This window comes from Buttiauxella cochleicola (genome assembly GCF_021282405.1).
Lineage (GTDB): Bacteria > Pseudomonadota > Gammaproteobacteria > Enterobacterales > Enterobacteriaceae > Buttiauxella > Buttiauxella massiliensis.
On record NZ_JAJSOU010000008.1, the window covers coordinates 163,283 to 186,234 of the forward strand.

Consider the following 22,952-nt stretch of genomic DNA (forward strand, 5'->3'; position numbering starts at 1 on the left):
AAGTGCATGGTAAACCATTAATAAGCCTCCTGCACCACCGTGAAAAGCATTCAACGCCCGTATGCAAATTTGATTATTCATAACTTTTTGCAATTTAATCGCGAAAATTATCGCAAACTCCAGTAAAAGAAGCGGCTGAATTTATTGTTTCCGAGGGTATATCGTTGAAGATCCGTCTATTTGCTGCCTGTTCATTGCTTTCTTTTGTTGCTCACTCCGCTTTTGCCGACGATACCTTTGTTAATGCACCACCACCTCCACAGATCCAGGCGGGATCGTGGGTGTTGATGGATTACACCACCGGGCAAATACTGACAGCGCAAAATGAACATGTGCGACGCAACCCGGCGAGTCTGACCAAACTGATGACCGGCTATGTGGTGGATCGCGCCATTGATAGCGGGCGTATCTCGGCAAACGATATGGTCACCGTAGGTAAAGATGCCTGGGCGAAAGGGAATCCGGTTTTTGACGGTTCGTCGCTGATGTTTTTGAAAGCAGGTGACAGATTAACGGTTCATGACTTGAGCCGCGGGCTGATTATTGATTCCGGGAACGACGCTTGTGTCGCGTTAGCCGATTACGTCGCTGGCGGGCAGCCACAATTTGTGGCCCTGATGAACAAATACGTGCAGCAGTTACATCTGCGCGATACCCATTTCGAAACGGTTCACGGCCTCGATGCGCCTGGCCAGCATAGCTCGGCATACGATCTTGCGGTACTTTCTCGCGCCATTATTCACGGCGAGCCTGATTTTTATCATATGTATAGCGAGCGTAGCCTCACGTGGAATGGCATCACGCAGCAGAACCGCAATGGCCTATTGTGGGATAAGGGGCTGAATGTGGATGGTTTGAAAACCGGGCACACTGCCAGTGCAGGCTTTAATCTTATCGCTTCAAGTGTTGATGGCGAGCGCCGCTTAATTGCCGTTGTCATGGGTGCGGAAAGCTCGAAAGGCCGCGAGGATCAGGCGCGTAAACTGCTGCATTGGGGTCAGGATAATTTTGATACTGTGCAGGTGCTGCATAAAGGCAAAAAAATTGGCACCGAAACAGTCTGGTATGGCGACCAAAAGAAAGTTGAAGTCGGCACCAATCAGGATGTCTATCTGGCGCTGCCAAAATCAGAAGTTCCAAACATTAAAGCCAAATATGTCCTTGATAACCCGGAGATGGAAGCGCCTGTCGCCGCTAACCAACATGTTGGTGAAATTGAACTGTTTGACCGCGACAAGTTGATTGCACACTGGCCGCTGGTAACGCTAACAGATGTTAAAAAGGGCAGTGCATGGTCGCGATTTAGTGATTATCTGAGCCACAAGCTGTAGTTGCTTAAAAATTTCAACAGGCTGACTTTATGTTGGCCTTTTTTTCGCATTTAGTTCTAACCTGCGCTTCTCGTCTGTACTACGATCTATTGGCGAAAAGCGATCTTGCTCGCAAAGTAACCACATCACCCTGCCAAAGGATTGCTTCCCTGCAATAGAGTGGTGTATTTATATACAGTACTTTTAATCGGGTCAGGAGGTCATATGGAATTTAACGTACAACAAGTTCATGAGCGAAAAGTAGCGGGTTTTCATATGGTAGGGCCGTGGGAAAAAACGGTTCAACAAGGATTTGAGCAACTTTCTCTATGGGTTAAATCGCATAAAGTCGTCGGTGAAGAGTGGCTGGCGGTTTACTACGATAACCCAGATGTCGTGCCTGCAGAAAAGCTCCGTTGCGATACGGTTGTATCCGTTGCGGAAGATTTTACCGTGCCTGAAAACAGTGAAGGTGTCATCACTACACGCATTGAAGCAGGGCAATATGCGGTCGCGCGTGCAAAAGTCGACGACGGCGATTTTGCAAAACCATGGAATATCTTCTTTGATAGTCTCCTTGCTGATAACCGTTACCAGTTAACCGGCAAACCTTGCTTTGAGCACTACCTGAATGATGGCTCTGAGAGTGGAGTGTGGGAAGTTGATATGTATATCCCGGTAGCAGATCAAGTCTAAAGGCGAAGGGGGCTCAAGCCCCCTAACTTTGTGATGCCCACACTAAAAAAACAGGTACAATCACGCTTTTGTTTCAGGAGAGCCGGGTGTGCGCCCCGACAAATCACTAAGCCCGTTTGAACTGCGTGTTTATCGCAACTACCGAATTGTGCACGGCGTTCGTATCGCGCTGGCATTTGTTCTTACCTTTCTCATCGTACATCTTCTGAAAGTTCCGGAGGGCACGTGGCCATTAATCACTTTAGTGGTGGTGATGGGGCCAATATCCTTCTGGGGAAATGTAGTACCTCGCGCCTTTGAACGTATTGGCGGTACCATTTGTGGCGCAACCATGGGGCTTATTGCACTAAGGTTGGAGCTGTTTTCTCTGCCGCTGATGCTGGTTTGGTGCGCTTTTGCTATGTTTATTTGCGGTTACCTGGCGCTGGGGAAACGCCCGTATCAGGCTCTGCTGATTGGTATTACCCTTGCGGTCGTGGTGGGTGCTCCGGCTGGGGATATGGAAATTGCGATGTGGCGTAGTGGTGATGTTATCTTCGGATCATTACTCGCAATGCTATTTACCAGTATTTATCCGCAGCGCGCGTTTATCCACTGGCGCATTCAAATGGCGAATTTCGTCACCGCCTTTGGCCGGGTTTATAACGCAGGTTTTTCGCCGAACTTGCTGGAGCGCCCGCGTCTGGAAAAACACCTGCATCAGGTGTTGACCGATGTAGTGAAAATGCGCGCGCTGATTGGGCCGAGCAGCAAAGAAACCCACATCCAGAAATCTATTTTCGAAGCGATACAAACTGTCAGCCGTAATATGGTGTGCACGCTTGAGCTGCAAATCAACGCTTACTGGGCTTCCCGAGAGAGTCATTTCCTGATGATCAATGCTCATACTCTGCGTGATACTCAGCAGATGACGCAACGCACACTTGCTGCGATTGCTCATGCATTGCATGACGGCAACCCATCACCGATTTCTGCGAATAATGAAAAGCTGACTGAGATCGTCAGCGAGTTGCGCCAGCTTATGCAGGAAGGTGGAAATGGGAAACTTCAGGAAACCCCAATTCACGGTTATGTCTGGTTGAGTCTGGAGCTTGCTCGTCAACTGGAATTACTCTCGCAGTTGATCTGCCGCGCGTTACGTAAATAATTGCGGGGTGCGGAGCGAATTGCTGGTTTCGATTCAGCACCAATTGAGGTTAAGATAGCGAAAGAGACTAATCGCCTGTACTGTTTGGTTATAGAGCCCGGAACAGACGGGGATAAAAGAATTGTCAGCGGCCGCCGCTACCATTAAGGTAATCTTATGGCGGTTGTCTTAACGAATCCGAGTATGAAATTAGCAGGGGTATAAAAATGGAACCAACTAAACCTTCTTTCCAGGACGTGCTTGAGTTTGTACGTCTGTTCCGTCGTAAAAACAAACTGCAGCGTGAGATTCAGGACGTTCAGAAAAAGATCCGTGATAACTCAAAACGTGTTCTGCTGCTTGATAACCTGAGTGACTATATTAAGCCAGGTATGAGCATTGAAGCTATTCAAGGCATCATTGCCAGCATGAAAACCGACTACGAAGACCGTGTTGATGATTACATCATCAAGAATGCTGAACTGTCTAAAGAGCGTCGTGAAATTTCCAAAAAACTGAAAGTGATGGGTGAAATCAAACCCGACTAAATTTACCCGTCATACTTCGAGCTGCCTGTGTGTTAGCTGCGTTCACTTACCGCTTTAATGCAACTCGAATTATTTAGGGTAAATAGTGTTAATTGTGAAAACCGCCGAATCGGCGGTTTTTTTTCGCAACAACTCAGCGCACTCCGCCCTCTATCATCTTTACCAGATGCTGCTGCGGATAATGTCTATCAATCTCTAAATGCTTTATCAGCCAGAGCATCTTCTCAACATCATGCTTACTGGTATCAAGCATCAATCCCACCACACTGCCGCTATGCGCCACATTTAACCCGTACAAATCTGTCTCTTCGACCAGGGCTAATAGTTGGGAAAACATGGGTTTTACTAACAGTTGCTGGCAGGCTTTGGCACTCATTGTAGTGGCTTCACCTAACAACCGGGCATCTTGTTGTCGGCAACTGCGTTGTAGCGTCTGCCAGGCGTTATCCAGTAAGCCCGCGTTATGGATTAACACTGATTCTCGTTCGTAACGATGATAATCCTCCGTCAAAAGCGTGGTATTGCTTTCAAGCAGCAGAATTTCCAGCATTGGCGTGGGCTGGCAGCTAATTTGTACTTGTGCCTGGATATGGTCAAAAAGGGTTGGCTTGCGGAAAATCGTGCTGTCCGTTGGTTCTAGTTGCACGCATAAAGTGGCAAGCGCGGACTCATCCAGCATTTCACCTAAATGACGCGCGGTAGCAACTGCTGTGGCGGCAATATCCGCAGTGCTACTGGCAAGACCTTTCCCGACCGGAACCGTTGATTCCAGATTAATGCTCAGGCTGTTTGCTAGCGCAGTGGAATAGCCAAAGTACGCGACGACGCACTCCAGCATCTGGCGCATTCGGGGCCGCTCGCCGGAGAGCCTCTTGCCTTCACTGACTTCAACGGTGCTAAACCAGTCTATCGGGCAGGACACCAGTTTTTCCCCGCCATCTATCCAGCCCTGAATTAACTCGCCGCAGGATGCCGGGCAGCGTGCTTCAGCCATAGTATTGGCAACTCTCTTTCATGTTGGGATTCATTCTGTTTTTCACCGCAGGCGCGGGAAGATAGCACAGCGGCACATTACAACGATTAAGAGCTAAGCATTAATAAAAATCAGTAAAAATTGTTATAGCGCAACAATCAATATCTATTAGCTTTTACACTAGAACCGCTTTTACAAATTTATATGCATGATGATTAAAAAATGTCATGCAGTAAAACGGTAATTAAAATCGATACAACTGACTCGTTTATGCCATGTGTCAAACATGGCTGGGAAGGGGGTGACAATCCCCCGCAGCCCCCGCTGCTGTGATGCCGACGAACCCGCGTAACCACTGATCTTTGATTGGGAAGGGCGGGCGAGAGTGACGCTAAGCCAGAAGACCGACTTGTCAGCCGTACCCGTCATACTTCAAGTTGCAGGTGCGTTGGCTGCACTCACAAACCCGAATCACTTACTACAGTAAGCTCATCGGGATTTGCTCGATTGCCGCCTTCCTGCTCCACGAATTATTCCGGGTAATATTTTAAACAACTCCTTCGGTGGGAAGCCAGTTGTCATCAGATGCGTGCAGCCGCAAGGTGCGCGCACGTGCTGACATCCGCATTTTGCCGAAGTAAGTAAAAAGGCAATTATGGCAGGGGCAGCGAAACACGCATTCGTCATTGCAGGAACCAGCAGCGGCTGTGGCAAAACCACTGTCACGCTCGGGCTGCTCCGTGCCCTCATGCTGCGCGGCCTGCGCGTTCAACCTTTCAAAATCGGTCCCGATTACCTCGACAGCGGCTGGCACAGTGCCGTGTCTGGCATTGCCTCACGCAATCTCGATGCGTTTATGCTGCCCACGCCAACGCTTAATGGTCTGTTTGCAAAACAAATGCAGCACGCTGATGTCGCCGTTATCGAAGGCGTGATGGGGCTGTACGATGGTTACGGAACTGACCCGGACTATTGCAGCAGTGCTGCAATGGCAAAACAGCTCGGTTGCCCGGTGATTTTGCTGGTGGACGGTAAAGCTGTCTCCACTTCTATTGCTGCAACGGTAATGGGCTTTCAGCGATTTGACCCAACATTGAATATCGCGGGCGTTATTCTTAATCGCGTCAACAGCGATAGCCATTATCAATTACTTGCCGATGCCATCACCCGTTATTGTGGTATTCCGGTGCTTGGCCGCGTGCCTGTCATGGCCGATGTGGCTTTGCCTGCACGACATCTCGGACTCGTTCCTGCCCAAGAAAATGCGCCGCAAGATGAACGCTGGCAGCAGCTGGCGCAACAGCTCGAAGAAACCGTCAACATTGACCTCCTGTTAAATTTATCTCGCCTGAACTCGCTGCCACAAGGTGAAGCGCCGGTTATACCTGATGCGGCACTGGCTGATGGGCTTACTCTTGCACTTGCCGAAGATGAAGCCTTCAACTTTTATTACCCGGACAACCTCGAATTACTCGAGCAGGCAGGGGTAAAAATCCAGCGTTTTAGCCCCTTGCATGACACTAAACTCCCTGATTGCCAAATGATTTGGCTCGGCGGTGGCTATCCAGAAGTACACGGCGAGAAACTTGCCGCCAATATCAAAATGCGTGAATCCCTGCAAAAGGCACATCAGCAGCGAATTCCGCTGTACGCCGAATGTGGCGGGTTGATGTATCTGGGGGAATCTCTGACTGACGGGAATGAGGAAACCCATGCCATGTGTGGCGTATTGCCTGGTCACAGTCAGATGGGCAAACGGCTGACGCGTTTTGGCTACTGCGAAGCCACGGCATTACACGACACGTTACTTGCCAAAAAAGGCGAAACCCTGCGCGGCCATGAGTTTCACTACTCCGATTTTAGCGGCTCATTACCTGCCGCTCTCGATTGTTGCAAATGGCGTGATGGTGTAGCTATTTCGCGCTGGCAGGGCGGTATTCAGCATCATGCGACCTTTGCAAGTTACCTGCATGTTCATTTCGCCCAACGTCCCTCGTTACTCAATCGCTGGTTAGCACTTGCGAGGAATCACCTATGACACTTCTTGCGTGGGCTGTCGCGTGGTTACTGGATTATTGGCTCGGTGACCCGCATCACTGGCCACATCCGGTGCGCTGGATTGGCAATCTCATCAGCTTTACGCAGCGCCAGATACGCCGGTGCTGCAAAAGCGACCGTGCGCTGAAAATCGGCGGCGGCGTGTTATGGCTGGTTGTGGTGGGTTCGACCTGGGGCGTGAGTTGGGGAGTATTGCACCTCGCAAATCAGGTATCTGTGTGGCTCGGCTGGCTGGTTGAGGTGTGGATGATTTATACCGTGCTTGCCGCCCGTTGCTTGAGTGATGCGGCACTCGAGGTTTATCGCGCACTCAAAGATGGCACGCTAGAAGAGAGTCGCGAGAAATTATCCTGGATAGTCGGGCGTGATACTTCGCAACTCGAGCGCCCGCAAATCACCCGTGCGGTGGTCGAAACGGTGGCAGAAAATAGTGTCGATGGTGTGATTGCTCCACTGTTCTTCCTGATGATTGGCGGTGCACCACTTGCCCTGGCCTACAAAGCTATCAATACCCTCGACTCCATGGTCGGTTATAAAACCGAAAAATATCGCGCCATTGGTTATGTCAGCGCCCGGCTTGATGACCTCGCTAATTTCATTCCCGCAAGATTAAGCTGGTTGCTGCTTACCCTCGCGGCCTTTTTCTTGCGAGCCAACCCTCGCCAGGCGCTGCTTATCGGCTGGCGTGACCGCTATCAACACAGCAGTCCGAATTGTGCCTGGCCTGAGGCTACCGTTGCCGGCGCGCTAGGTATCCGACTGGGCGGGCCGAACACCTATTTTGGCGAGCGGGTAGAAAAACCGTGGATGGGGGATGAGCAGCGCGGCATTGCCCTTGACGATATAACTCGCACCATGCAACTCATGATGTTGGCTTCGCTGTTTGCTTTGCTGCTGTTTGCCGCATTGCGCGTACTTGCACCTGGCATAGCTTAAGGACACCTGATGAACTACCTGCAACAACCCCAGCTTATTGAGCAGCACAGTTTTGAAATCATTAGCGAAATCATTGCCGCCGAGCGCCCGGAATATCGTTTTAACGATGCTATTCAGGAAGCGATGATCAAGCGGGTTATCCACACTACCGCCGATTTTGAGTGGCTGGATATTTTGTGGTTTTCACCTGATGTCATCGAAAAACTGACCGCCAGTTTGTTGCGTGGTTGCACGTTGTACACCGATACCACCATGGCACTTTCGGGTATTAACAAGACCCTGCTGGCGGAGTTTGGTTGTAGCTGCCGCTGCTTTATTAGCGACCCGCGCGTGGTGGCTCATGCCAAAGAGCAGGGCGTGACTCGTTCTATGGCGGCGGTGGATCTGGCTTTAGAGGAAGATGGCGAGAAGGTCTTTGTCTTTGGGAATGCGCCAACCGCGCTGTTCCGCTTGTTAGAGTTAGGAGCCAAACCTTCAGCCGTTATCGGCGTGCCCGTCGGATTTGTCGGGGCTGAAGAGTCTAAAGAAGCGCTGGTTGAAAGCGGCTTACCGGCCATTGCTGCGCGTGGGCGCAAAGGCGGCAGTAACGTCGCCGCAGCTATTGTGAATGCGCTGCTTTACCGCTTGCGGGAGGCTCAGTGAGCGAGCAAACCGCCGATTGCGTCTGGCATAAAGGCAAGGCATACCGCAAAGGCTACACCACCGGTTCATGCGCCACTGCTGCGGCTAAAGTCGCGGCTCTGATGGTATTGCGCCAGCACGTGATCGACCAGGTTTCTATCGTCACCCCTTCAGGCGTCACACTGCATCTCAACGTTGAAATGCCAATTATCGAAGGTCAGCAGGCGACGGCGGCAATCCGTAAAGACGGCGGCGATGACGTCGACGCCACTCACGGCATGCTGATTTTCGCTCGCGTACAGCTTAATGACAGCGGTGCGATCACCCTGCGCGGCGGTACCGGGGTCGGCAAAGTCACACGCAAAGGCATCGGTTTGCCCATTGGCGAATCGGCCATTAACCGCACGCCGCGCCAGACCATTGAAGCGGCGGTGCGTGAAGTTATCGGCGCGGAACGTGGCGCCGAAATTGAAATTTTTGCTCCAGAAGGTGAGGAGCGAGCAAAGAAAACCTACAACCATCGCCTCGGGATTTTGGGCGGGATTTCGATAATCGGTACCACCGGTATTGTGATGCCGATGTCCGAAGAAAGCTGGAAGCGTTCACTGGCACTCGAGCTGGAAATGAAACGCGCCGCCGGGCTGGATAAAGTCATTCTGGTGCCGGGCAACCACGGTGAACGTTTTGTCCGCGAGCAACTCGATTTGGACAGTGAATGTGTGGTGACGATGAGCAATTTCGTCGGCTACATGATTCAGGAAGCGGTGCGCCTTGAGTACCGTCACATCGTGTTGATTGGCCACCCTGGCAAGTTGGTGAAAGTCGCCGCCGGGATTTTCCACACCCACAGCCACATTGCCGACGGGCGCATGGAGACGTTGGTCGCACACCTGGCATTAATGGGCGCGCCGTTTTCGTTGCTGGAAGCTGTAAGCCAGTGCGACACCACTGAAGCGGCACTTGAAATCATCGCGGAGCAAGGCTGGATGGGCGTGTTTGAACGTCTGGCAATCCGCATCTGTGAGCGTGTTACTGAGATGCTGCGTTTCACCCAATCCCCGCCTAAGTGCGACGCCATTTTATTCTCGTTCGATAACCAGGTTTTAGGCAGTAGCCGCCCGGTGGCTGAAATAGCTCAGGAGTTGCGATGCTGACCGTTGTAGGTATTGGACCAGGGGCTGCGGAGTATCTGACTTTCCAGGCGCGTATCGCCATTGATGAAGCGCAGATTCTGGTGGGCGGGGCTCGTCAACTGGCGCTGTATGCTGATTCGGAGGCCCAGACGCGTTTGTTGGATAGCGATCTTGACGGCTTAATCACCTGGCTTGGTGAACGCCTTAGCCAGCAAATAGTGGTCCTGGCCTCCGGCGACCCGCTGGTTTATGGCATTGGCAAACGTCTGGCAGCAAGTTTCCCCCCTGAACAGCTGCGCATCATTCCCGGCATTAGCTCGATTCAATATCTGTGCGCCAAAGCCGCCGTCGATATGAACGACTTATGGATCACCAGCAGCCATGGGCGTGAACCCGATTTCAACGCGATTGTGGCGCACCAAAAAGTGGCAATGGTGACCGACACCATTATCGGGCCGCATGCCATCGCCCAGGCATTTTTGATGCGCGGCCTCAATCCCATTCTCATTATTGGCGAGAACCTGTCGTCAGCAGATGAACGAATCCATCGCTTGCGCGCTGCTGACGTGGCGCAGTCTTACGCGATGAATGTGGTGATAATACTCAATGAAAGATGATCTGTTTTTACGCGGTGCACGCGTGCCGATGACTAAAGAAGTGGTACGTACTCAGGCGCTCGATCGCCTGCAATTACAGCACGCCACGCACTTTATCGACATCGGCGCAGGCACCGGCAGCGTGTCCCTTGAAGCGGCGATGCGGTACCCGCAATTGCAGGTGTCGGCAATTGAGCGCAACCCTGACGCGCTGGCGCTGATGGCAGAAAACCGTGAGATTTTCGCCTGTCCGAACGTTGAAATCATCAGCGGGTACGCGCCAATAGAGCTGAACGTGATGGCCGATGCGGTGTTTATCGGCGGCAGTGGTGGGCAACTTACGGAATTGATCGACTGGTCGCTGGCGCATTTGCATCCCCGCGGACGACTGGTGATGACATTCATCCTGCTGGAAAACTTAACCTGCGCACTAACCCACCTTGGGCTGTGCGCGGTGAGCGATTTTGACTGTCTGCAATTGCAGGTCGCAAACCTCGCAACGCTTGGCAGTGGGCACTATTTCAAACCGAACAATCCCACTTATCTGATCTCTTGTCGCAAGGAAGGAAGCAATGACTGAGTTATTTGATACCCGCAAAGTCTGGTTCGTTGGCGCAGGTCCTGGCGACAAAGAGCTGATCACGCTGAAAGGCTACCGCATCTTGCAACAGGCAGAAGTGGTGATTTATGCCGGCTCGCTGATCAATCCTGAACTGCTGGATTACTGCCAACCTGGCGCCGAATGCCACGACAGCGCCGCGCTCAATCTCGAAGAGATTATTGAGTTGATGGAAAACGGCGTGAAAGCGGGCAAGCTGGTGGTGCGCCTGCAAACCGGCGATCTCTCGTTATATGGCTCGATTCGCGAACAGGGTGAAACGCTCACCAAACTTGGCATTGGCTACGTTTCAGTGCCTGGGGTGAGCGCATTTCTGGGCGCTGCCGCGCAGCTTGGTGTGGAATACACCGTACCGGTAGTCTCGCAGAGCCTGATTATCACGCGTATCGAAGGCCGCACGCCGATGCCGCCGCTTGAGCAGCTTGAATCCTTCGCAAAACACCAAACCTCAATGGCCATTTTTCTCTCGGTACAACGGATTAACCGTGTGGCAGAACGCCTGATTGAAGGCGGTTATCCAGCAGATACGCCAGTCGCGGTAGTCTATAAAGCCACCTGGCCTGATTGCCAGGAGTTACGCGGCACCCTTACTGACATTGCTGAAAAAGTACGCGAAGCCGGAATCCGTAAAACCGCGCTGATTATGGTTGGGGCGTTTTTGGGCGAGGAGTATCACTACTCGAAACTCTACGACGCAGGGTTCAGCCATGAATACCGCAAAGCCTGAGTCGATCGCGCTGTTTTGCCTGACACCAGGTGGCGTGGTGCTGGCACAACACCTGCGTGATGCGTTACCCGTGACCTGTTTTACCAGTGAAAAGTTGCTACAGCCAGGTTTCATCCCGTTTGGCGGCAGTTTTGCTCAAACGGTACAGCAGGCATTCAGCGAGTATTCGGCTCTGGTATTTATTGCGGCCACCGGAATTGTGGTGCGGGTGATTGCGCCAATGCTGTGCGACAAACTGCAAGACCCGGCGGTTGTGGTAATGGATGAACGCGCAGAACACGTGATCAGCCTGCTTTCCGGCCACATGGGTGGTGCTAACGAGCTAACTCGCCAACTGGCAACGCTGCTAAACGCAGACCCGGTCATCACTACCGCGACCGATGTGAATCAGATGGCGGCGCTTGATACGCTTGCGGCAAAACTTGACGCAACTATGCTCGATTTCCGTCTGGCGGTGAAAACCGTCAACCAAATGTTGGTGAGTCAACAGCACGTTGGCCTGTGGTGGGACAGCGAATTTGCGCCACATGCTGAGCGTTACGACACGCGCGGCTTTATTGCGATTGAGGGCCTTGATGCCCTGCCAGAGCTTGATGCGCTGGTGTGCGTCACGCTGCGTGATTCGCAGCCTGCCTTAAATATCCCCGTTTATAAACTGGTTCCGAAGCGCGTCATAGCAGGCATCGGCTGCCGCCGTGACACTCCGCCACAAACCGTGGCCGCGCTGCTCCGCCAGCAGCTTGCTGTGAACCATTTTGACCCGCTGGCGTTGTGCGCCATCGGCAGTGTGATGCTCAAGCAAGATGAGCCTGCACTGCTGGAGCTGGCACAGCACCATCAAATCCCTTTCAAACTTTTTAGCGTTGACCAATTGAGCGAACACGAGCATCGATTTCCGGCATCGGAATTTGTGCGCCTGACCGTAGGCGTTGGCAGCGTCTCACAACCTGCTGCGTGGCTGATGAGCAACGGCAATCTAGTGGGTCACACTCTGAAACAGCAGGGTGTCACCATAACTTTAGGAGTTTCAGACAGATGTTAACGGTAATCGGCATTGGCCCTGGTAGCGAAGCCATGATGACTCAGGAAGCTATTGCTGCTCTGCAGGAAGCTGAAATTGTCGTCGGATATAAAACTTATACCCACCTGGTGAAGCCATTAACTGGCGACAAACAGGTGATCAAAACCGGCATGTGTAAAGAGATTGAACGCTGCCAGACCGCCATCGAACTGGCGCAAGCTGGACATAACGTGGCGTTAATCAGCAGCGGTGATGCCGGGATTTACGGCATGGCCGGTCTGGTGCTGGAACTGGTGACATCGCAGCAACTGGACATTGAGGTACGGCTGGTGGCGGGCATCACAGCCAGCATTGCCGCTGCATCATTACTCGGCGCGCCATTAATGCATGATTTCTGCCATATCAGCCTGAGCGATTTACTCACGCCATGGCCGGTTATCGAAAAACGCATTATTGCGGCGGCTTCTGCTGATTTTGTTATTTGTTTCTATAACCCGCGCAGCCGTGGCCGCGAAGGTCATCTGGCGCGTGCGTTCGAATTGATGAGCGAGTTTACCAGCCCGCAAACGCCAGTGGGCGTGGTGAAAGCGGCCGGACGTAAGAAAGAACAAAAATGGCTGACCACCTTTGGTGAGATGGATTTCGAACCGGTTGATATGACGAGTCTGGTGATTGTCGGCAACAAAACGACCTTTGTTCGCAATGGATTAATGATTACCCCTCGAGGTTACGAGCTGTGAGTGAAACGCCAGTGCTGGTATTCGGCGGCACCAGCGATGCCCGGTTTATTTGCCAGATCCTCGATGAACTGCGCATTTCGTACACGCTTTCGGTGGCGACGGCGGTAGGGGCGTCTCTGGCGGGTGATATCGGTGGGAAAATTCGTGTAGGGCGAATTGATACCGATGGAATCGCTGACTGGCTGGTCAGCAATGCCGTGAACTGGGTGATTGATGCCTCGCATCCGTATGCCGAATTGCTTAGCCAAAATATCACCCGCGCCTGTGAAATCGTGGGTGTAACACTCAGCCGGTATCAGCGGCGTAGTGAACTTAATGATCTGGAACACCCGTTGCTGCACAAAGTGGCCAGCCTGCAAGCCGCCTGTGCCGTTGCGCAAACATTTGGCCCACGCGTGCTGTTGACTACCGGTAGCAAAGAACTGGCTGCTTATCAGCAAGCTTTGCCGGGCAAAACACTGTTGGCTCGGGTGTTACCGACCAGCGAAGTGATTGCCGAGTGCGAAGCGCTGGGGTTGGGCGTTGACAATATTATTGCGCTGCGCGGCCCGTTCAGCGCTGAGTTTAATGCCGCCACTTATGACTTCTGTGCACCCGATGTGGTGATAACCAAAGAGTCCGGTGCCGAAGGCGGTTATCTCGACAAAGTTACCCCTGCGCTGGCGCGAAATATTCCCTGTGTGGTGGTGACTCGCCCGCAACCGCAGGTTTTTGGCCCTGAATTACTGGAAAGCCGTGAAGATGTGAGCCGCCGTGTCACACGCTGGCTGCAAGAGAGAAAATCATGAAGAAAGCCCTGTTAGTTATCAGTTTCGGTACCAGTTACCACGAAACCTGCACCAAAAATATTGTTGCCTGCGAAGAACAACTTAGCCGCACCTTTGCCGACCGCGATCGGTTCCGCGCCTTTACCTCCGGCATGATTATTCGCAAGTTAAAAAAGCGCGATAACCTGGACATTGATACACCTGCGCAAGCACTGCTGCGCCTTGCTGAACTGGGTTATCAGGATGTGGCCGTACAGTCGTTACATGTAATTAATGGCGACGAATACGAAAAAATCTCCCGTGAAGTTAAGGCGTACAGCCATTTGTTCCAGCGCCTGGCATTGGGCACAGCATTGCTTAGCGATTTCAATGATTACGAACTGCTGCTCAGCGCTTTGCAAAGCCAGATGCCACAGCTTGAAGCCGATGAGCGCGTAGTGTTTATGGGCCACGGTGCCAGCCATCATGCGTTTTCGGCCTATGCCTGCCTCGATCATTTAATGGCGGCTCGCCAGATCCCGGCGCGTGTCGGTGCGGTAGAAAGCTACCCGGAGATCGACCTTATCGTGCGTGGCTTGCTGAAAGAAAAGGTACGTAAAGTCCACCTGATGCCGCTGATGTTAGTGGCGGGCGACCATGCAATTAACGACATGGCGTCTGATGAAGAAGATTCGTGGAAAACGCAATTGCAGGAAGCGGGCATTGAAGCACAACCCTGGTTGCAAGGCCTGGGCGAAAACCCACAAATTCGCGCCATGTTTGTGAACCATTTGCAGCGTGCATTGGAAAAGTCAGCGGAGGTGGCAGCATGACCGGTCGTTTATATGCTCTCGGTACCGGGCCTGGTGCCAGTGACCTGATTACCGTCCGTGCGGCGCGTATCATCGGCAAACTCGATGTGTTGTATGCGCCAGCAGGGCGCAAAGGCGGCGACAGTCTGGCGCTTTCCATTGTGCGCGAATACCTTAGTGAAACTACCGAAATACGCACCTGCCACTTCCCGATGAGTGCTGATAACGACGAAAAAGCGGTGGTGTGGGATGAAACTGCGGCGGCGCTGCAACACGAAGTGGAGCAGGGTAAACAGGTCGGGTTTATCACGCTCGGTGATTCAATGCTGTTCAGTACCTGGGTGTTTTTGCTGGCTCGTATCGGCAATCCGGAGTGGCTGGAAATCGTCCCAGGCGTTACTTCTTTTGCTGCTATCGCCTCCCGCGCGCAACTGCCGCTGGCGATGGAACAGCAATCCCTCGCGGTGATGTCTTGCACAGCTTCACATCAGGCTCTTACCGAAGCATTGCGCGCGCATGACAGCGTAGTGCTGATGAAAGTCTATGGCCGCTTCGCGCAAATCAAGGCGCTGCTACAACACCTGGGAATCATTCAACATGCGGTGTTAATGGCGGAAGCGACATTACCTGGCGAGCAATGCTGGCGAAACCTGGAAGAGGTGCCGGATGACCAGAAGCTACCGTATTTTTCGACCATTCTTGTGAATAAACAGTGGCGTAACCAGACGTTGTAAATCTGATACGCATTCGTAGGTCGGATAAGCGCCATCCGACATTAACGTCTTAAAGGAAAATCATGGAATCGCTACTTAAAAAACTCTCGCTAAGCGGGCTGGGTATGGGGATGTTGTTGCTCATCGTGCCGCAAGAAGCCTTCGCGATGCACATAATGGAAGGCTTCCTGCCGCCAATGTGGGCTCTGGCATGGTGGATTTTATTCCTGCCGTGCTTGTACGTCGGGCTGGTGCGTTTGCGCCAAATCGTGGCACACGACAGCAACCAGAAAGTGCTGCTGGCACTTTGCGGTGCATTTATCTTTGTGCTCTCGGCGTTAAAAATCCCCTCGGTTACCGGAAGCTGCTCGCACCCAACTGGCGTTGGCCTTGCGGTAATTCTGTTCGGCCCAGGCGTTGTGGCGGTTTTAGGCGCCATTGTGCTGTTGTTCCAGGCATTACTGTTGGCGCACGGCGGGCTGACTACGCTTGGCGCAAACGGCATGTCGATGGCGGTTATTGGGCCGATTGTCGGATATCTGGTGTGGAAACTGGCATGTAAAGCGGGCTTTCGCCGCGATGTGGCCGTGTTCCTGTGTGCGATGATTGCTGACTTAACCACTTACTTCGTTACTTCGATTCAACTCGGTGTAGCGTTCCCCGATCCGCACTTTGGCGTTACCGGTTCCTCGATGAAATTTATGGGTATCTTCTGTCTGACGCAGATCCCAATAGCCATCGCCGAAGGCTTGCTCACCGTGATGATTTACGACCAGCTAACCAAACGACAACTGCTTCCTGCCAGGAGCCAATAAAATGAAAAAGACCCTGATATTGCTTGCCCTGATAATAGGACTGATGATTGTGCCGTTCTTTGTTCCTCACGGTGGCGAATACGGAGGCTCCGACGACCAGGCAGAAGGGCAGATATTGGTCGTCGCTCCTCATTACAAACCGTGGTTCCAGCCGCTTTATGAACCAGCCAGCAGCGAAATCGAAAGCCTGCTGTTTACCCTGCAAGGTTCAATCGGTACGGCGGTGATTTTCTACATTCTGGGCTATTACCGGGGCCGCCGCGAAGACCATGCTGGGGATTGATAAACTCAGTTACCAAAGCCGCTGGTGCCGTGTCTCACCGCTGCGTAAATTTGCGCTGTATCTGGTGATGATGGTGCTGGCGTTTGCACTGCCGCCAGTCGGGCAGGCGGTTTTGCTGCTGGTGATTGCAGCTTTCACCTGTTGGTTGCTGCGTGTTGGGCCGGTGCGGTACTTGCGCTGGCTGGCGGTGCCACTGGGCTTTTTGCTGATCGGCGTGGTGACGATAATCTTCAGTGCCGCGCACCACGCGCAGGCTTTGCTGTGGAGTGTGCCGCTCGGCTCATTTTATGTGGGCATTGATGCACAAGGCGTGATGATGGCAAACCAGACTTTCTGGCGCAGCCTTGCGGCTCTGGGCGCGACTTACTGGCTGGTACTAAATCTACCGTTTCCGCAATTGATCATCTTGCTACAACGCTTGCGCGTACCGCGTTTGCTGACCGAGCAAATACTGCTCACCTGGCGTTTTATTTTTATCCTGTTGGACGAGGCGCAGGCCATTCACCGTGCTCAGACATTGCGTTTCGGTTATCGTACGCTGCCCGGAGGTTACCGTTCGCTTGCTATGTTAGTCAGCATGCTTTTTTCGCGCGTGCTGCTGCGTTACCAGCAAATGGTCACGACGCTGGATATCAAACTTTACCAGGGTGATTTCCACCTGTGAGAACTGCACCAATGCTGACAACCCAAAATTTATCTTTTCGCTATCAGGACGATACCGTTCTGCACGATTTAACTTTTGATTTTGGGGCGTACCCGGTAACGGGAATAGTCGGCGCAAACGGCTGTGGGAAATCCACGCTGTTTATGAACCTCAACGGTGTTTTGCGCCCGAAGATTGGTGCAGTTTTGTGGCAGGGCAAACCGATAAATTACACCAAAACCGGGTTGATTGAGCACCGCCAGCGCGTCACCACCGTGTTTCAGGACCCGGAACAACAAATCTTTTATACCGATATCGACAGCGATATCGCCTTTAGCTTGCGCAACCTTGGCGTGAATGAAACCGAAATCGCCCGCCGTGTCGAACACGCGATTCAACTGGTAGACGCACAATCTTTTCGCCACAAACCGATTCAATATTTAAGTCACGGGCAGAAGAAGCGCGTGGCAATTGCCGGGGCGCTGGTGATGGAAGCTGACTATTTATTGCTGGATGAACCGACCGCCGGACTTGACCCATCGGGCCGTCAACAGATGATTGAAATCATCGCCCGCATTGCTGCGCAGGGTAAGCACGTCGTCATCTCAAGCCATGATATTGATCTGATTTATGAAGTTTGCAACGCCGTGTATGTGATGAAAGGCGGCAGAATCGTCGCGCAAGGTGAACCCGGCGAAGTCTTTAGTCAGGCGCCGATGCTGCAAGATGCCGGGCTTGTGCAGCCATGGCTGGTCAAACTGCACAGCGAACTCGGTTTCCCGTTGTGCAAAACCGAAACTCAATTGTTTAACGCCTTGCGCGTTTCAAAGGAAGCAGGATGAGCCTTTCAATCATGGTTCAGGGCACCGCCTCTGATGTAGGGAAAAGCATGTTGGTGGCAGGGCTGTGTCGGATTTTCGCCCAGGACGGCCACCGTACCGCGCCGTTTAAATCGCAGAATATGGCGCTCAATTCGGGTATCACGCCGGATGGCAAAGAGATGGGCAGGGCGCAGATTTTCCAGGCTGAAGCGGCTGGAATTGCCCCGGATGTGCGCATGAACCCCGTACTACTCAAACCAACCAGCGACTGCAAAGCGCAGGTGGTATTGATGGGTAAAGTCGCCACCAATATGGATGCTGTGACCTACCACAACTACAAACCGCAATTGAAAGCGCAAATCCGCGAGGTCTACCAAAGCCTTGCGTCAGAACATGATGTGATGGTGCTTGAAGGGGCGGGTAGCCCGGCTGAAATCAACTTACGCGACCGCGATATCGTCAATATGGGGATGGCAGAACTGGCGCAATGCCCGGTGATTCTTGTTGCAGATATTGACCGTGGCGGCGTGTTCGCTGCTATTTACGGCACCATAGCGCTATTACTGGAACATGAAAAGTGGCGAGTAAAAGGCGTCATCATTAACAAGTTCCGTGGCGACGTGGCGCTGCTCTACTCCGGCATCGAACAAATCGAAGCGTTAACCGGCGTGCCAGTTTTGGGCGTGATGCCGTGGCTGAATGTCGATCTCGAAGATGAAGACAGCGTTGTTTTGCAGCGTGGGAAATACGACGAAGTCACCCCGAAAGAGTTAGATATTGCAGTTTTAAAACTGCCGTACATGTCGAACTTCACCGATTTTAATGCGTTGGCGGCACAGCCTGATGTGCGCCTGCGTTATGTAGCCAAACCTGATGAACTGCAAAACAGTGACCTGGTGATTGTGCCGGGCAGTAAAAATACCCTCGGCGACCTGCTCTGGCTGCGTGAAAACGGCCTCGAGCAGGCGCTGCTAACACACCATAGCAATGACGGCGCGGTGCTGGGGATTTGCGGCGGCTATCAGATGCTCGGGCAGCATATTTACGACGAAGTGGAATCCGGGCTTGGCGAGATGGCCGGTATTGGTTTGCTGGATGTTGTGACATGCTTTGCCAGTGTTAAAACCACGACCCGCGTTGCAGGAAAGGTTCTGGCGCAACTGCCAGGCGTCTTTGCAGCAAGCTCAGGTTCAGCACTACAAGGTTATGAAATCCATATGGGCGAAACGCAGCGTGGTGAAAATATCGCACCGTTTGCTACCTTCACCGAATGCAATACTCAGCCTTATCATAATGTTGATGGTGCTATCAGCGAAGATGGTCGCGTGCTCGGCACTTACCTGCATGGCCTGTTTGATAGCGGCGGCTTTACTCGCAGTTTGTTGGATAGCTTGCGTCTGCGCAAAGGGCTGAATGCCTGGGAAGGCGAGGTGTTCGACTATCAAAATCATAAAGATCAGCAGTTCAATATCCTGGCTGACGCGATGCGTGAGAACATTGATATCTCACGTATTTATCAGATTATGGAAGAGCATCAGGAACAACCAATATGAAATTAGTCACGGGCGGCGCTCGTAGCGGTAAAAGCCGTCATGCCGAACAACTGGCCGCAAATTTTGAACGTGTGCTGTATATCGCTACGTCGAAAATTTTCGACAGTGAAATGGAGCGGCGTATTGCGCACCATCGCGACAGCCGCCCGGCGCATTGGCAAACCGTTGAGCAGTATCGCGAGTTAAACACCGTTATTAATGAGCACAACAATGCCCGCGAAGCTGTGTTACTGGAATGCATCACCACGCTGATTACCAACGTGATGTATGACGCGGCGGGCGATAAGCCAGAAGACGACTGGGATTTTGACTCGATGGAACAGGTGGTGAATCAGCAAATCGACATTTTGCTGGCGGCCTGCGAATCAAGCCCGGCGGAAGTGATTCTGGTGACCAATGAAGTTGGGATGGGCATTGTGCCGGAAAACCGCCTGGCGCGGCATTTCCGTGATATTGCCGGGCGCGTAAACCAGCGCCTGGCGCAGCGTGCCGATGAGGTGTGGCTGGTTATTTCAGGGATTGGGGTAAAAATTAAATGATCTTCCGTTTGTTCTTCGCCACTTTGCAGTTTATGAGCCGCATTCCGGTGCGCGCACGCTGGACTGATGGTATCGAAACACACCAGTATGTGCGCGGTATCGTGACCTTTCCATTTGTTGGCCTGGTGCTGGGTGCTTTGGCAGGGGCTGTGTTTACGCTGTTGCAGCCGTGGGCGGGCTTACCTTTAGCTGCCATGGGTTATGTGCTGGCACTCGCATTATTGACCGGTGGTTTCCATCTTGATGGCCTGGCTGACACATGCGATGGCATTTTCTCGGCGCGTACTCGTGACCGCATGCTGGAAATCATGCGCGATAGCCGTCTTGGCACCCACGGAGGGCTGGCGCTGATCTTTGTGATTGTGACCAAAGTGCTGGTGGTCAGCGAACTGGCGCTGCGTGGCAATAATATGCTGATGGTGCTGGCAGCGGCTTCCATTGCCGGGCGCAGTGCTTGTGTGCTGCTGATGTACAACCACAAGTATGCGCGTGAGAAAGGGCTGGGCAATCTGTTTATCGGCAAAGTGACGGGCACACAGGCGCTGCTGACGCTGATTGGCGGTGCGGTGCTGTGCACGGTTCTGTTGCCTGCTTCCGGTCTGCTGGCGCTGGCTATCACAATACTGGCGATGTATTTCCTCGGCCAGATGTTGAAGCGCACGCTCGGCGGGCAAACCGGCGACACGCTGGGGGCGGCGATTGAATTGGGCGAAGTGGTTTTCCTGCTCGCGCTGCTGCGCTGATTGTCGGATGGCGCTGTGCTGAACTGTTTTTTATAACGTTTCTGAGAATAAAAAAATGCAAACTTTAAATTCATTATTGGCAATGATTTCCCCGCTTGATAGCGATGCAATGGCTCGCGCACAACAACACATTGACGGCCTGCTTAAACCATTTGGCAGCCTTGGGCGCCTGGAAGCGTTAGCGGTGCAGCTGGCGGGAATGCCGGGCATGAAAAACGGCCTGAACACTGAACGCAAAGCTATTCTCGTGATGTGTGCTGACCACGGTGTTTATGCGGAAGGTGTGGCTATTTCACCACAAATCGTGACCGCGATTCAGGCGATGAACATGACACGCCACAACACAGGCGTGTGTGTACTGGGCGCGACTGTCGGCGCAGAAATTCATGTAGTTGATGTCGGTATCGACAGCGATGCTCTGCCTGGTGTGTTGGATATGAAAGTGGCACGTGGCAGTGGCAACATCGCGAAGGGCGCGGCGATGAGCCGTGAGCAGGCTGAAAACCTTCTGCTGGCAAGCATGCAACTCACTATGCAAAAAGCCGCTGAGGGCGTCACGCTGTTTGGCGTGGGTGAACTAGGTATGGCGAACACCACACCTGCGGCTGCGATGGTCAGCGTGTTAACCGACAGCTCACCGGACGACGTTGTTGGCATGGGCGCTAACTTCCCAAGCGACCAGATGCATCACAAAATTTCCGTAGTGCGTAAAGCGATTGAAACCAACCAGCCCGATGCAGCTGATGGTATTGATGTGTTGGCCAAAGTGGGTGGTTTCGACCTGGTGGGTATGACGGGTGTGATGTTGGGTGCAGCGGCTGCTGGCCTGCCGGTCGTTCTTGATGGTTTCCTGTCTTATGCCTCAGCACTCGCCGCTTGCCAGATTGCGCCAGGCGTGCGTGATTATTTAATCCCGTCGCATTTGTCTGCGGAAAAAGGTGCGGTGATCGCGATGAACAAGTTAGGGCTGGAGCCGTATTTGCAGATGGGTATGCGTTTAGGTGAAGGCAGCGGTGCGGCATTGGCAATGCATCTGGTGGATGCGGCGTGCGCAATGCACAACAATATGGGATCGCTGGCAGACAGCAATATTGTGTTGCCAGGGTGATCTTCTTGGATCACTAATCTGAATTTGCCGGGATCGTGATAATTCCGCTCACTTACCTTTCAGTACAATTTATGCCGGGTCAAAGGTCAAAGGTCAAAAACCAAACCGGTTTTTGACCTTGTTCCCGGTAAGAAGATGTCTTGTAGTTCGGACGCTCAAGCTTAACTATTTTTAAGTGAAATTATCACTAAATTACTTTATTTATCACTAAATTTAGTTATGATAATTATCACGGATCGACATAAGGAAACCAAAGTGCCGAATGTTGAATGGAGTAAGACGGCAATGAAACAGCTTCTCCGCATAGATAGCCGCTACCGTGAAGCGATATATGCCCGGATAAGTGAGCTAGAAGAATTTCCTGATGTGCAGCTAGATTTAAAGAAGCTGCACGGCAGTAAAGGGAAAGAATATCGGGTAAGGGTGGGTGTTTACCGGGTGCTGTTTACGGTAATAGATGGAAATCCAACCGTAATCCAGATTGAAGAGGTAATGCGCAGACAATCAAATACATACTAAGTGGAGGCGAGGAAACCCGCTTCAACCAGTGAGAAATCTCGACTTTTCTCCAATATTTGCGAGACCCGTGAGAATGAAAAAAATACAATTCTTGACTGATGAAAATGGTGCACGTCAATCTGCTGTGATACCTATTGACCTGTTTAATAAACTGGTAGAAGCCGCAGACCTGGATGATTTTTACGAATCGGTTCCCTATGCTCCTGGCCCTAACGACGATGAGACAATCCCACATGAAGTTGTAGGCTACCAAATGAGAAAAGGCGCGACTTTACATGCCGCCTGGCGCATGTATCGTGGTCTATCTCAAGAGGCTGTGGCGGAAGTGCTCGGCATCTCTCAAGCGGGTGTAGCAAACATGGAGAAACGTGCTAAACCTCAGCGTTCCACATTAGAAAAACTCGCTGAATTGTATAGATGTCGCGTTACCCAGCTAATTGATGACTGATAAAAAATCTGGGCCAATGGAGTGTCTCCTGGATTGGTCGGGGAAAGGGATAACTACAACAAACTATCTCAATTTTTATCCTTATTGAGATAGTTTGTGAAAGAG

General features: G+C 52.3%; 27 protein-coding genes and 1 riboswitch. Of the genes, 26 read left to right on the top strand and 1 reads right to left on the bottom strand.

The window, feature by feature from the left end:
- Positions 1-164: 164 nt before the first annotated feature.
- The 4 genes from dacD (at position 165) to LVQ79_RS12965 (ending at position 3,680) form a co-directional block, all read left to right on the top strand.
- Positions 165-1,331, top strand: coding sequence for a serine-type D-Ala-D-Ala carboxypeptidase DacD (dacD, locus tag LVQ79_RS12950; protein ID WP_232865261.1), 1,167 nt, complete (start codon positions 165-167; stop codon positions 1,329-1,331).
- A gap of 204 nt (positions 1,332-1,535) precedes the next feature.
- Positions 1,536-2,006, top strand: coding sequence for a DNA gyrase inhibitor SbmC (sbmC, locus tag LVQ79_RS12955; protein WP_232865262.1), 471 nt, complete (start codon positions 1,536-1,538; stop codon positions 2,004-2,006).
- A gap of 88 nt (positions 2,007-2,094) precedes the next feature.
- Positions 2,095-3,153 (top strand): FUSC family protein, encoded by a 1,059-nt coding sequence (locus tag LVQ79_RS12960; RefSeq protein ID WP_232865263.1) that lies wholly within the window; start codon positions 2,095-2,097, stop codon positions 3,151-3,153.
- Positions 3,154-3,359: 206 nt separating this feature from the next.
- Positions 3,360-3,680: a DUF496 family protein gene (locus LVQ79_RS12965; protein ID WP_151994365.1), complete on the top strand. Its 321-nt coding sequence runs from the start codon at positions 3,360-3,362 to the stop codon at positions 3,678-3,680.
- 133 nt (positions 3,681-3,813) lie between these two features.
- Here LVQ79_RS12965 and LVQ79_RS12970 read toward each other — a convergent pair whose 3' ends face one another.
- Positions 3,814-4,674, bottom strand: coding sequence for a GHMP family kinase ATP-binding protein (locus LVQ79_RS12970; RefSeq protein ID WP_232865264.1), 861 nt, complete (start codon positions 4,672-4,674; stop codon positions 3,814-3,816).
- A 226-nt stretch (positions 4,675-4,900) separates the two neighbouring features.
- Positions 4,901-5,080: riboswitch (cobalamin riboswitch) on the top strand.
- Positions 5,081-5,308: 228 nt separating this feature from the next.
- Between LVQ79_RS12970 and LVQ79_RS12975 the strand changes: the two genes are divergently transcribed.
- The 22 genes from LVQ79_RS12975 (at position 5,309) to LVQ79_RS13080 (ending at position 22,847) form a co-directional block, all read left to right on the top strand.
- Positions 5,309-6,691, top strand: coding sequence for a cobyrinic acid a,c-diamide synthase CobB (locus tag LVQ79_RS12975; protein ID WP_232865265.1), 1,383 nt, complete (start codon positions 5,309-5,311; stop codon positions 6,689-6,691).
- Positions 6,688-7,647 (top strand): adenosylcobinamide-phosphate synthase CbiB, encoded by a 960-nt coding sequence (gene cbiB / locus LVQ79_RS12980; RefSeq protein WP_232865266.1) that lies wholly within the window; start codon positions 6,688-6,690, stop codon positions 7,645-7,647. The genes LVQ79_RS12975 and cbiB overlap by 4 nt, the downstream gene beginning before the upstream one ends.
- Before the next feature lie 9 nt (positions 7,648-7,656).
- Entirely contained in the window at positions 7,657-8,289 is a 633-nt protein-coding gene (locus LVQ79_RS12985; protein WP_232865267.1) for a cobalt-precorrin-8 methylmutase, read from the top strand.
- Entirely contained in the window at positions 8,286-9,422 is a 1,137-nt protein-coding gene (gene cbiD / locus LVQ79_RS12990; protein ID WP_232865268.1) for a cobalt-precorrin-5B (C(1))-methyltransferase CbiD, read from the top strand. The genes LVQ79_RS12985 and cbiD overlap by 4 nt, the downstream gene beginning before the upstream one ends.
- Complete coding sequence (locus tag LVQ79_RS12995; protein WP_232865269.1) at positions 9,416-10,018, top strand: cobalt-precorrin-7 (C(5))-methyltransferase; 603 nt, start codon at positions 9,416-9,418, stop codon at positions 10,016-10,018. The genes cbiD and LVQ79_RS12995 overlap by 7 nt, the downstream gene beginning before the upstream one ends.
- Positions 10,008-10,577 (top strand): decarboxylating cobalt-precorrin-6B (C(15))-methyltransferase, encoded by a 570-nt coding sequence (locus LVQ79_RS13000; RefSeq protein ID WP_232865270.1) that lies wholly within the window; start codon positions 10,008-10,010, stop codon positions 10,575-10,577. The genes LVQ79_RS12995 and LVQ79_RS13000 overlap by 11 nt, the downstream gene beginning before the upstream one ends.
- Positions 10,570-11,343, top strand: a complete 774-nt coding sequence (locus LVQ79_RS13005) for a cobalt-precorrin-4 methyltransferase (protein ID WP_232865271.1) — start codon at positions 10,570-10,572, stop codon at positions 11,341-11,343. Before LVQ79_RS13000 ends, LVQ79_RS13005 begins: the two co-directional genes overlap by 8 nt.
- Entirely contained in the window at positions 11,324-12,385 is a 1,062-nt protein-coding gene (gene cbiG, locus LVQ79_RS13010; RefSeq protein ID WP_232865272.1) for a cobalt-precorrin 5A hydrolase, read from the top strand. The genes LVQ79_RS13005 and cbiG overlap by 20 nt, the downstream gene beginning before the upstream one ends.
- Complete coding sequence (locus LVQ79_RS13015; RefSeq protein ID WP_232865273.1) at positions 12,379-13,104, top strand: precorrin-3B C(17)-methyltransferase; 726 nt, start codon at positions 12,379-12,381, stop codon at positions 13,102-13,104. The genes cbiG and LVQ79_RS13015 overlap by 7 nt, the downstream gene beginning before the upstream one ends.
- Positions 13,101-13,892 (top strand): cobalt-precorrin-6A reductase, encoded by a 792-nt coding sequence (locus tag LVQ79_RS13020; protein ID WP_232865274.1) that lies wholly within the window; start codon positions 13,101-13,103, stop codon positions 13,890-13,892. Before LVQ79_RS13015 ends, LVQ79_RS13020 begins: the two co-directional genes overlap by 4 nt.
- Complete coding sequence (gene cbiK, locus LVQ79_RS13025) at positions 13,889-14,683, top strand: sirohydrochlorin cobaltochelatase (protein ID WP_232865275.1); 795 nt, start codon at positions 13,889-13,891, stop codon at positions 14,681-14,683. The genes LVQ79_RS13020 and cbiK overlap by 4 nt, the downstream gene beginning before the upstream one ends.
- On the top strand, positions 14,680-15,396 hold the full coding sequence (locus LVQ79_RS13030; protein WP_232865276.1) for a cobalt-factor II C(20)-methyltransferase: 717 nt from the start codon (positions 14,680-14,682) through the stop codon (positions 15,394-15,396). Before cbiK ends, LVQ79_RS13030 begins: the two co-directional genes overlap by 4 nt.
- Before the next feature lie 62 nt (positions 15,397-15,458).
- Positions 15,459-16,190, top strand: a complete 732-nt coding sequence (cbiM, locus tag LVQ79_RS13035) for a cobalt ECF transporter S component CbiM (protein WP_151994353.1) — start codon at positions 15,459-15,461, stop codon at positions 16,188-16,190.
- Between the two features lies 1 nt (position 16,191).
- The gene (locus LVQ79_RS13040; protein ID WP_151994352.1) at positions 16,192-16,473 is read left to right on the top strand and encodes an energy-coupling factor ABC transporter substrate-binding protein; all 282 of its coding nucleotides are present in this window, start codon (positions 16,192-16,194) and stop codon (positions 16,471-16,473) included.
- A complete protein-coding gene (locus LVQ79_RS13045; RefSeq protein WP_232865277.1) occupies positions 16,460-17,137 on the top strand; it encodes an energy-coupling factor ABC transporter transmembrane protein in 678 nt (225 codons plus the stop codon). Before LVQ79_RS13040 ends, LVQ79_RS13045 begins: the two co-directional genes overlap by 14 nt.
- A gap of 11 nt (positions 17,138-17,148) precedes the next feature.
- A complete protein-coding gene (locus LVQ79_RS13050; RefSeq protein ID WP_232865278.1) occupies positions 17,149-17,958 on the top strand; it encodes an ATP-binding cassette domain-containing protein in 810 nt (269 codons plus the stop codon).
- Positions 17,955-19,490: a cobyric acid synthase gene (locus LVQ79_RS13055; RefSeq protein WP_232865279.1), complete on the top strand. Its 1,536-nt coding sequence runs from the start codon at positions 17,955-17,957 to the stop codon at positions 19,488-19,490. The genes LVQ79_RS13050 and LVQ79_RS13055 overlap by 4 nt, the downstream gene beginning before the upstream one ends.
- Positions 19,487-20,029 (top strand): bifunctional adenosylcobinamide kinase/adenosylcobinamide-phosphate guanylyltransferase, encoded by a 543-nt coding sequence (gene cobU, locus LVQ79_RS13060; RefSeq protein ID WP_232865280.1) that lies wholly within the window; start codon positions 19,487-19,489, stop codon positions 20,027-20,029. Before LVQ79_RS13055 ends, cobU begins: the two co-directional genes overlap by 4 nt.
- Entirely contained in the window at positions 20,029-20,772 is a 744-nt protein-coding gene (cobS, locus tag LVQ79_RS13065; RefSeq protein ID WP_232865326.1) for an adenosylcobinamide-GDP ribazoletransferase, read from the top strand. The genes cobU and cobS overlap by 1 nt, the downstream gene beginning before the upstream one ends.
- 55 nt (positions 20,773-20,827) lie before the next feature.
- Positions 20,828-21,880, top strand: a complete 1,053-nt coding sequence (cobT, locus tag LVQ79_RS13070) for a nicotinate-nucleotide--dimethylbenzimidazole phosphoribosyltransferase (protein ID WP_232865281.1) — start codon at positions 20,828-20,830, stop codon at positions 21,878-21,880.
- Positions 21,881-22,099: 219 nt separating this feature from the next.
- Entirely contained in the window at positions 22,100-22,399 is a 300-nt protein-coding gene (locus LVQ79_RS13075; RefSeq protein WP_255668948.1) for a type II toxin-antitoxin system RelE family toxin, read from the top strand.
- A gap of 73 nt (positions 22,400-22,472) precedes the next feature.
- A complete protein-coding gene (locus LVQ79_RS13080; RefSeq protein ID WP_151994344.1) occupies positions 22,473-22,847 on the top strand; it encodes a helix-turn-helix domain-containing protein in 375 nt (124 codons plus the stop codon).
- The last annotated feature ends 105 nt before the right edge of the window (positions 22,848-22,952 follow it).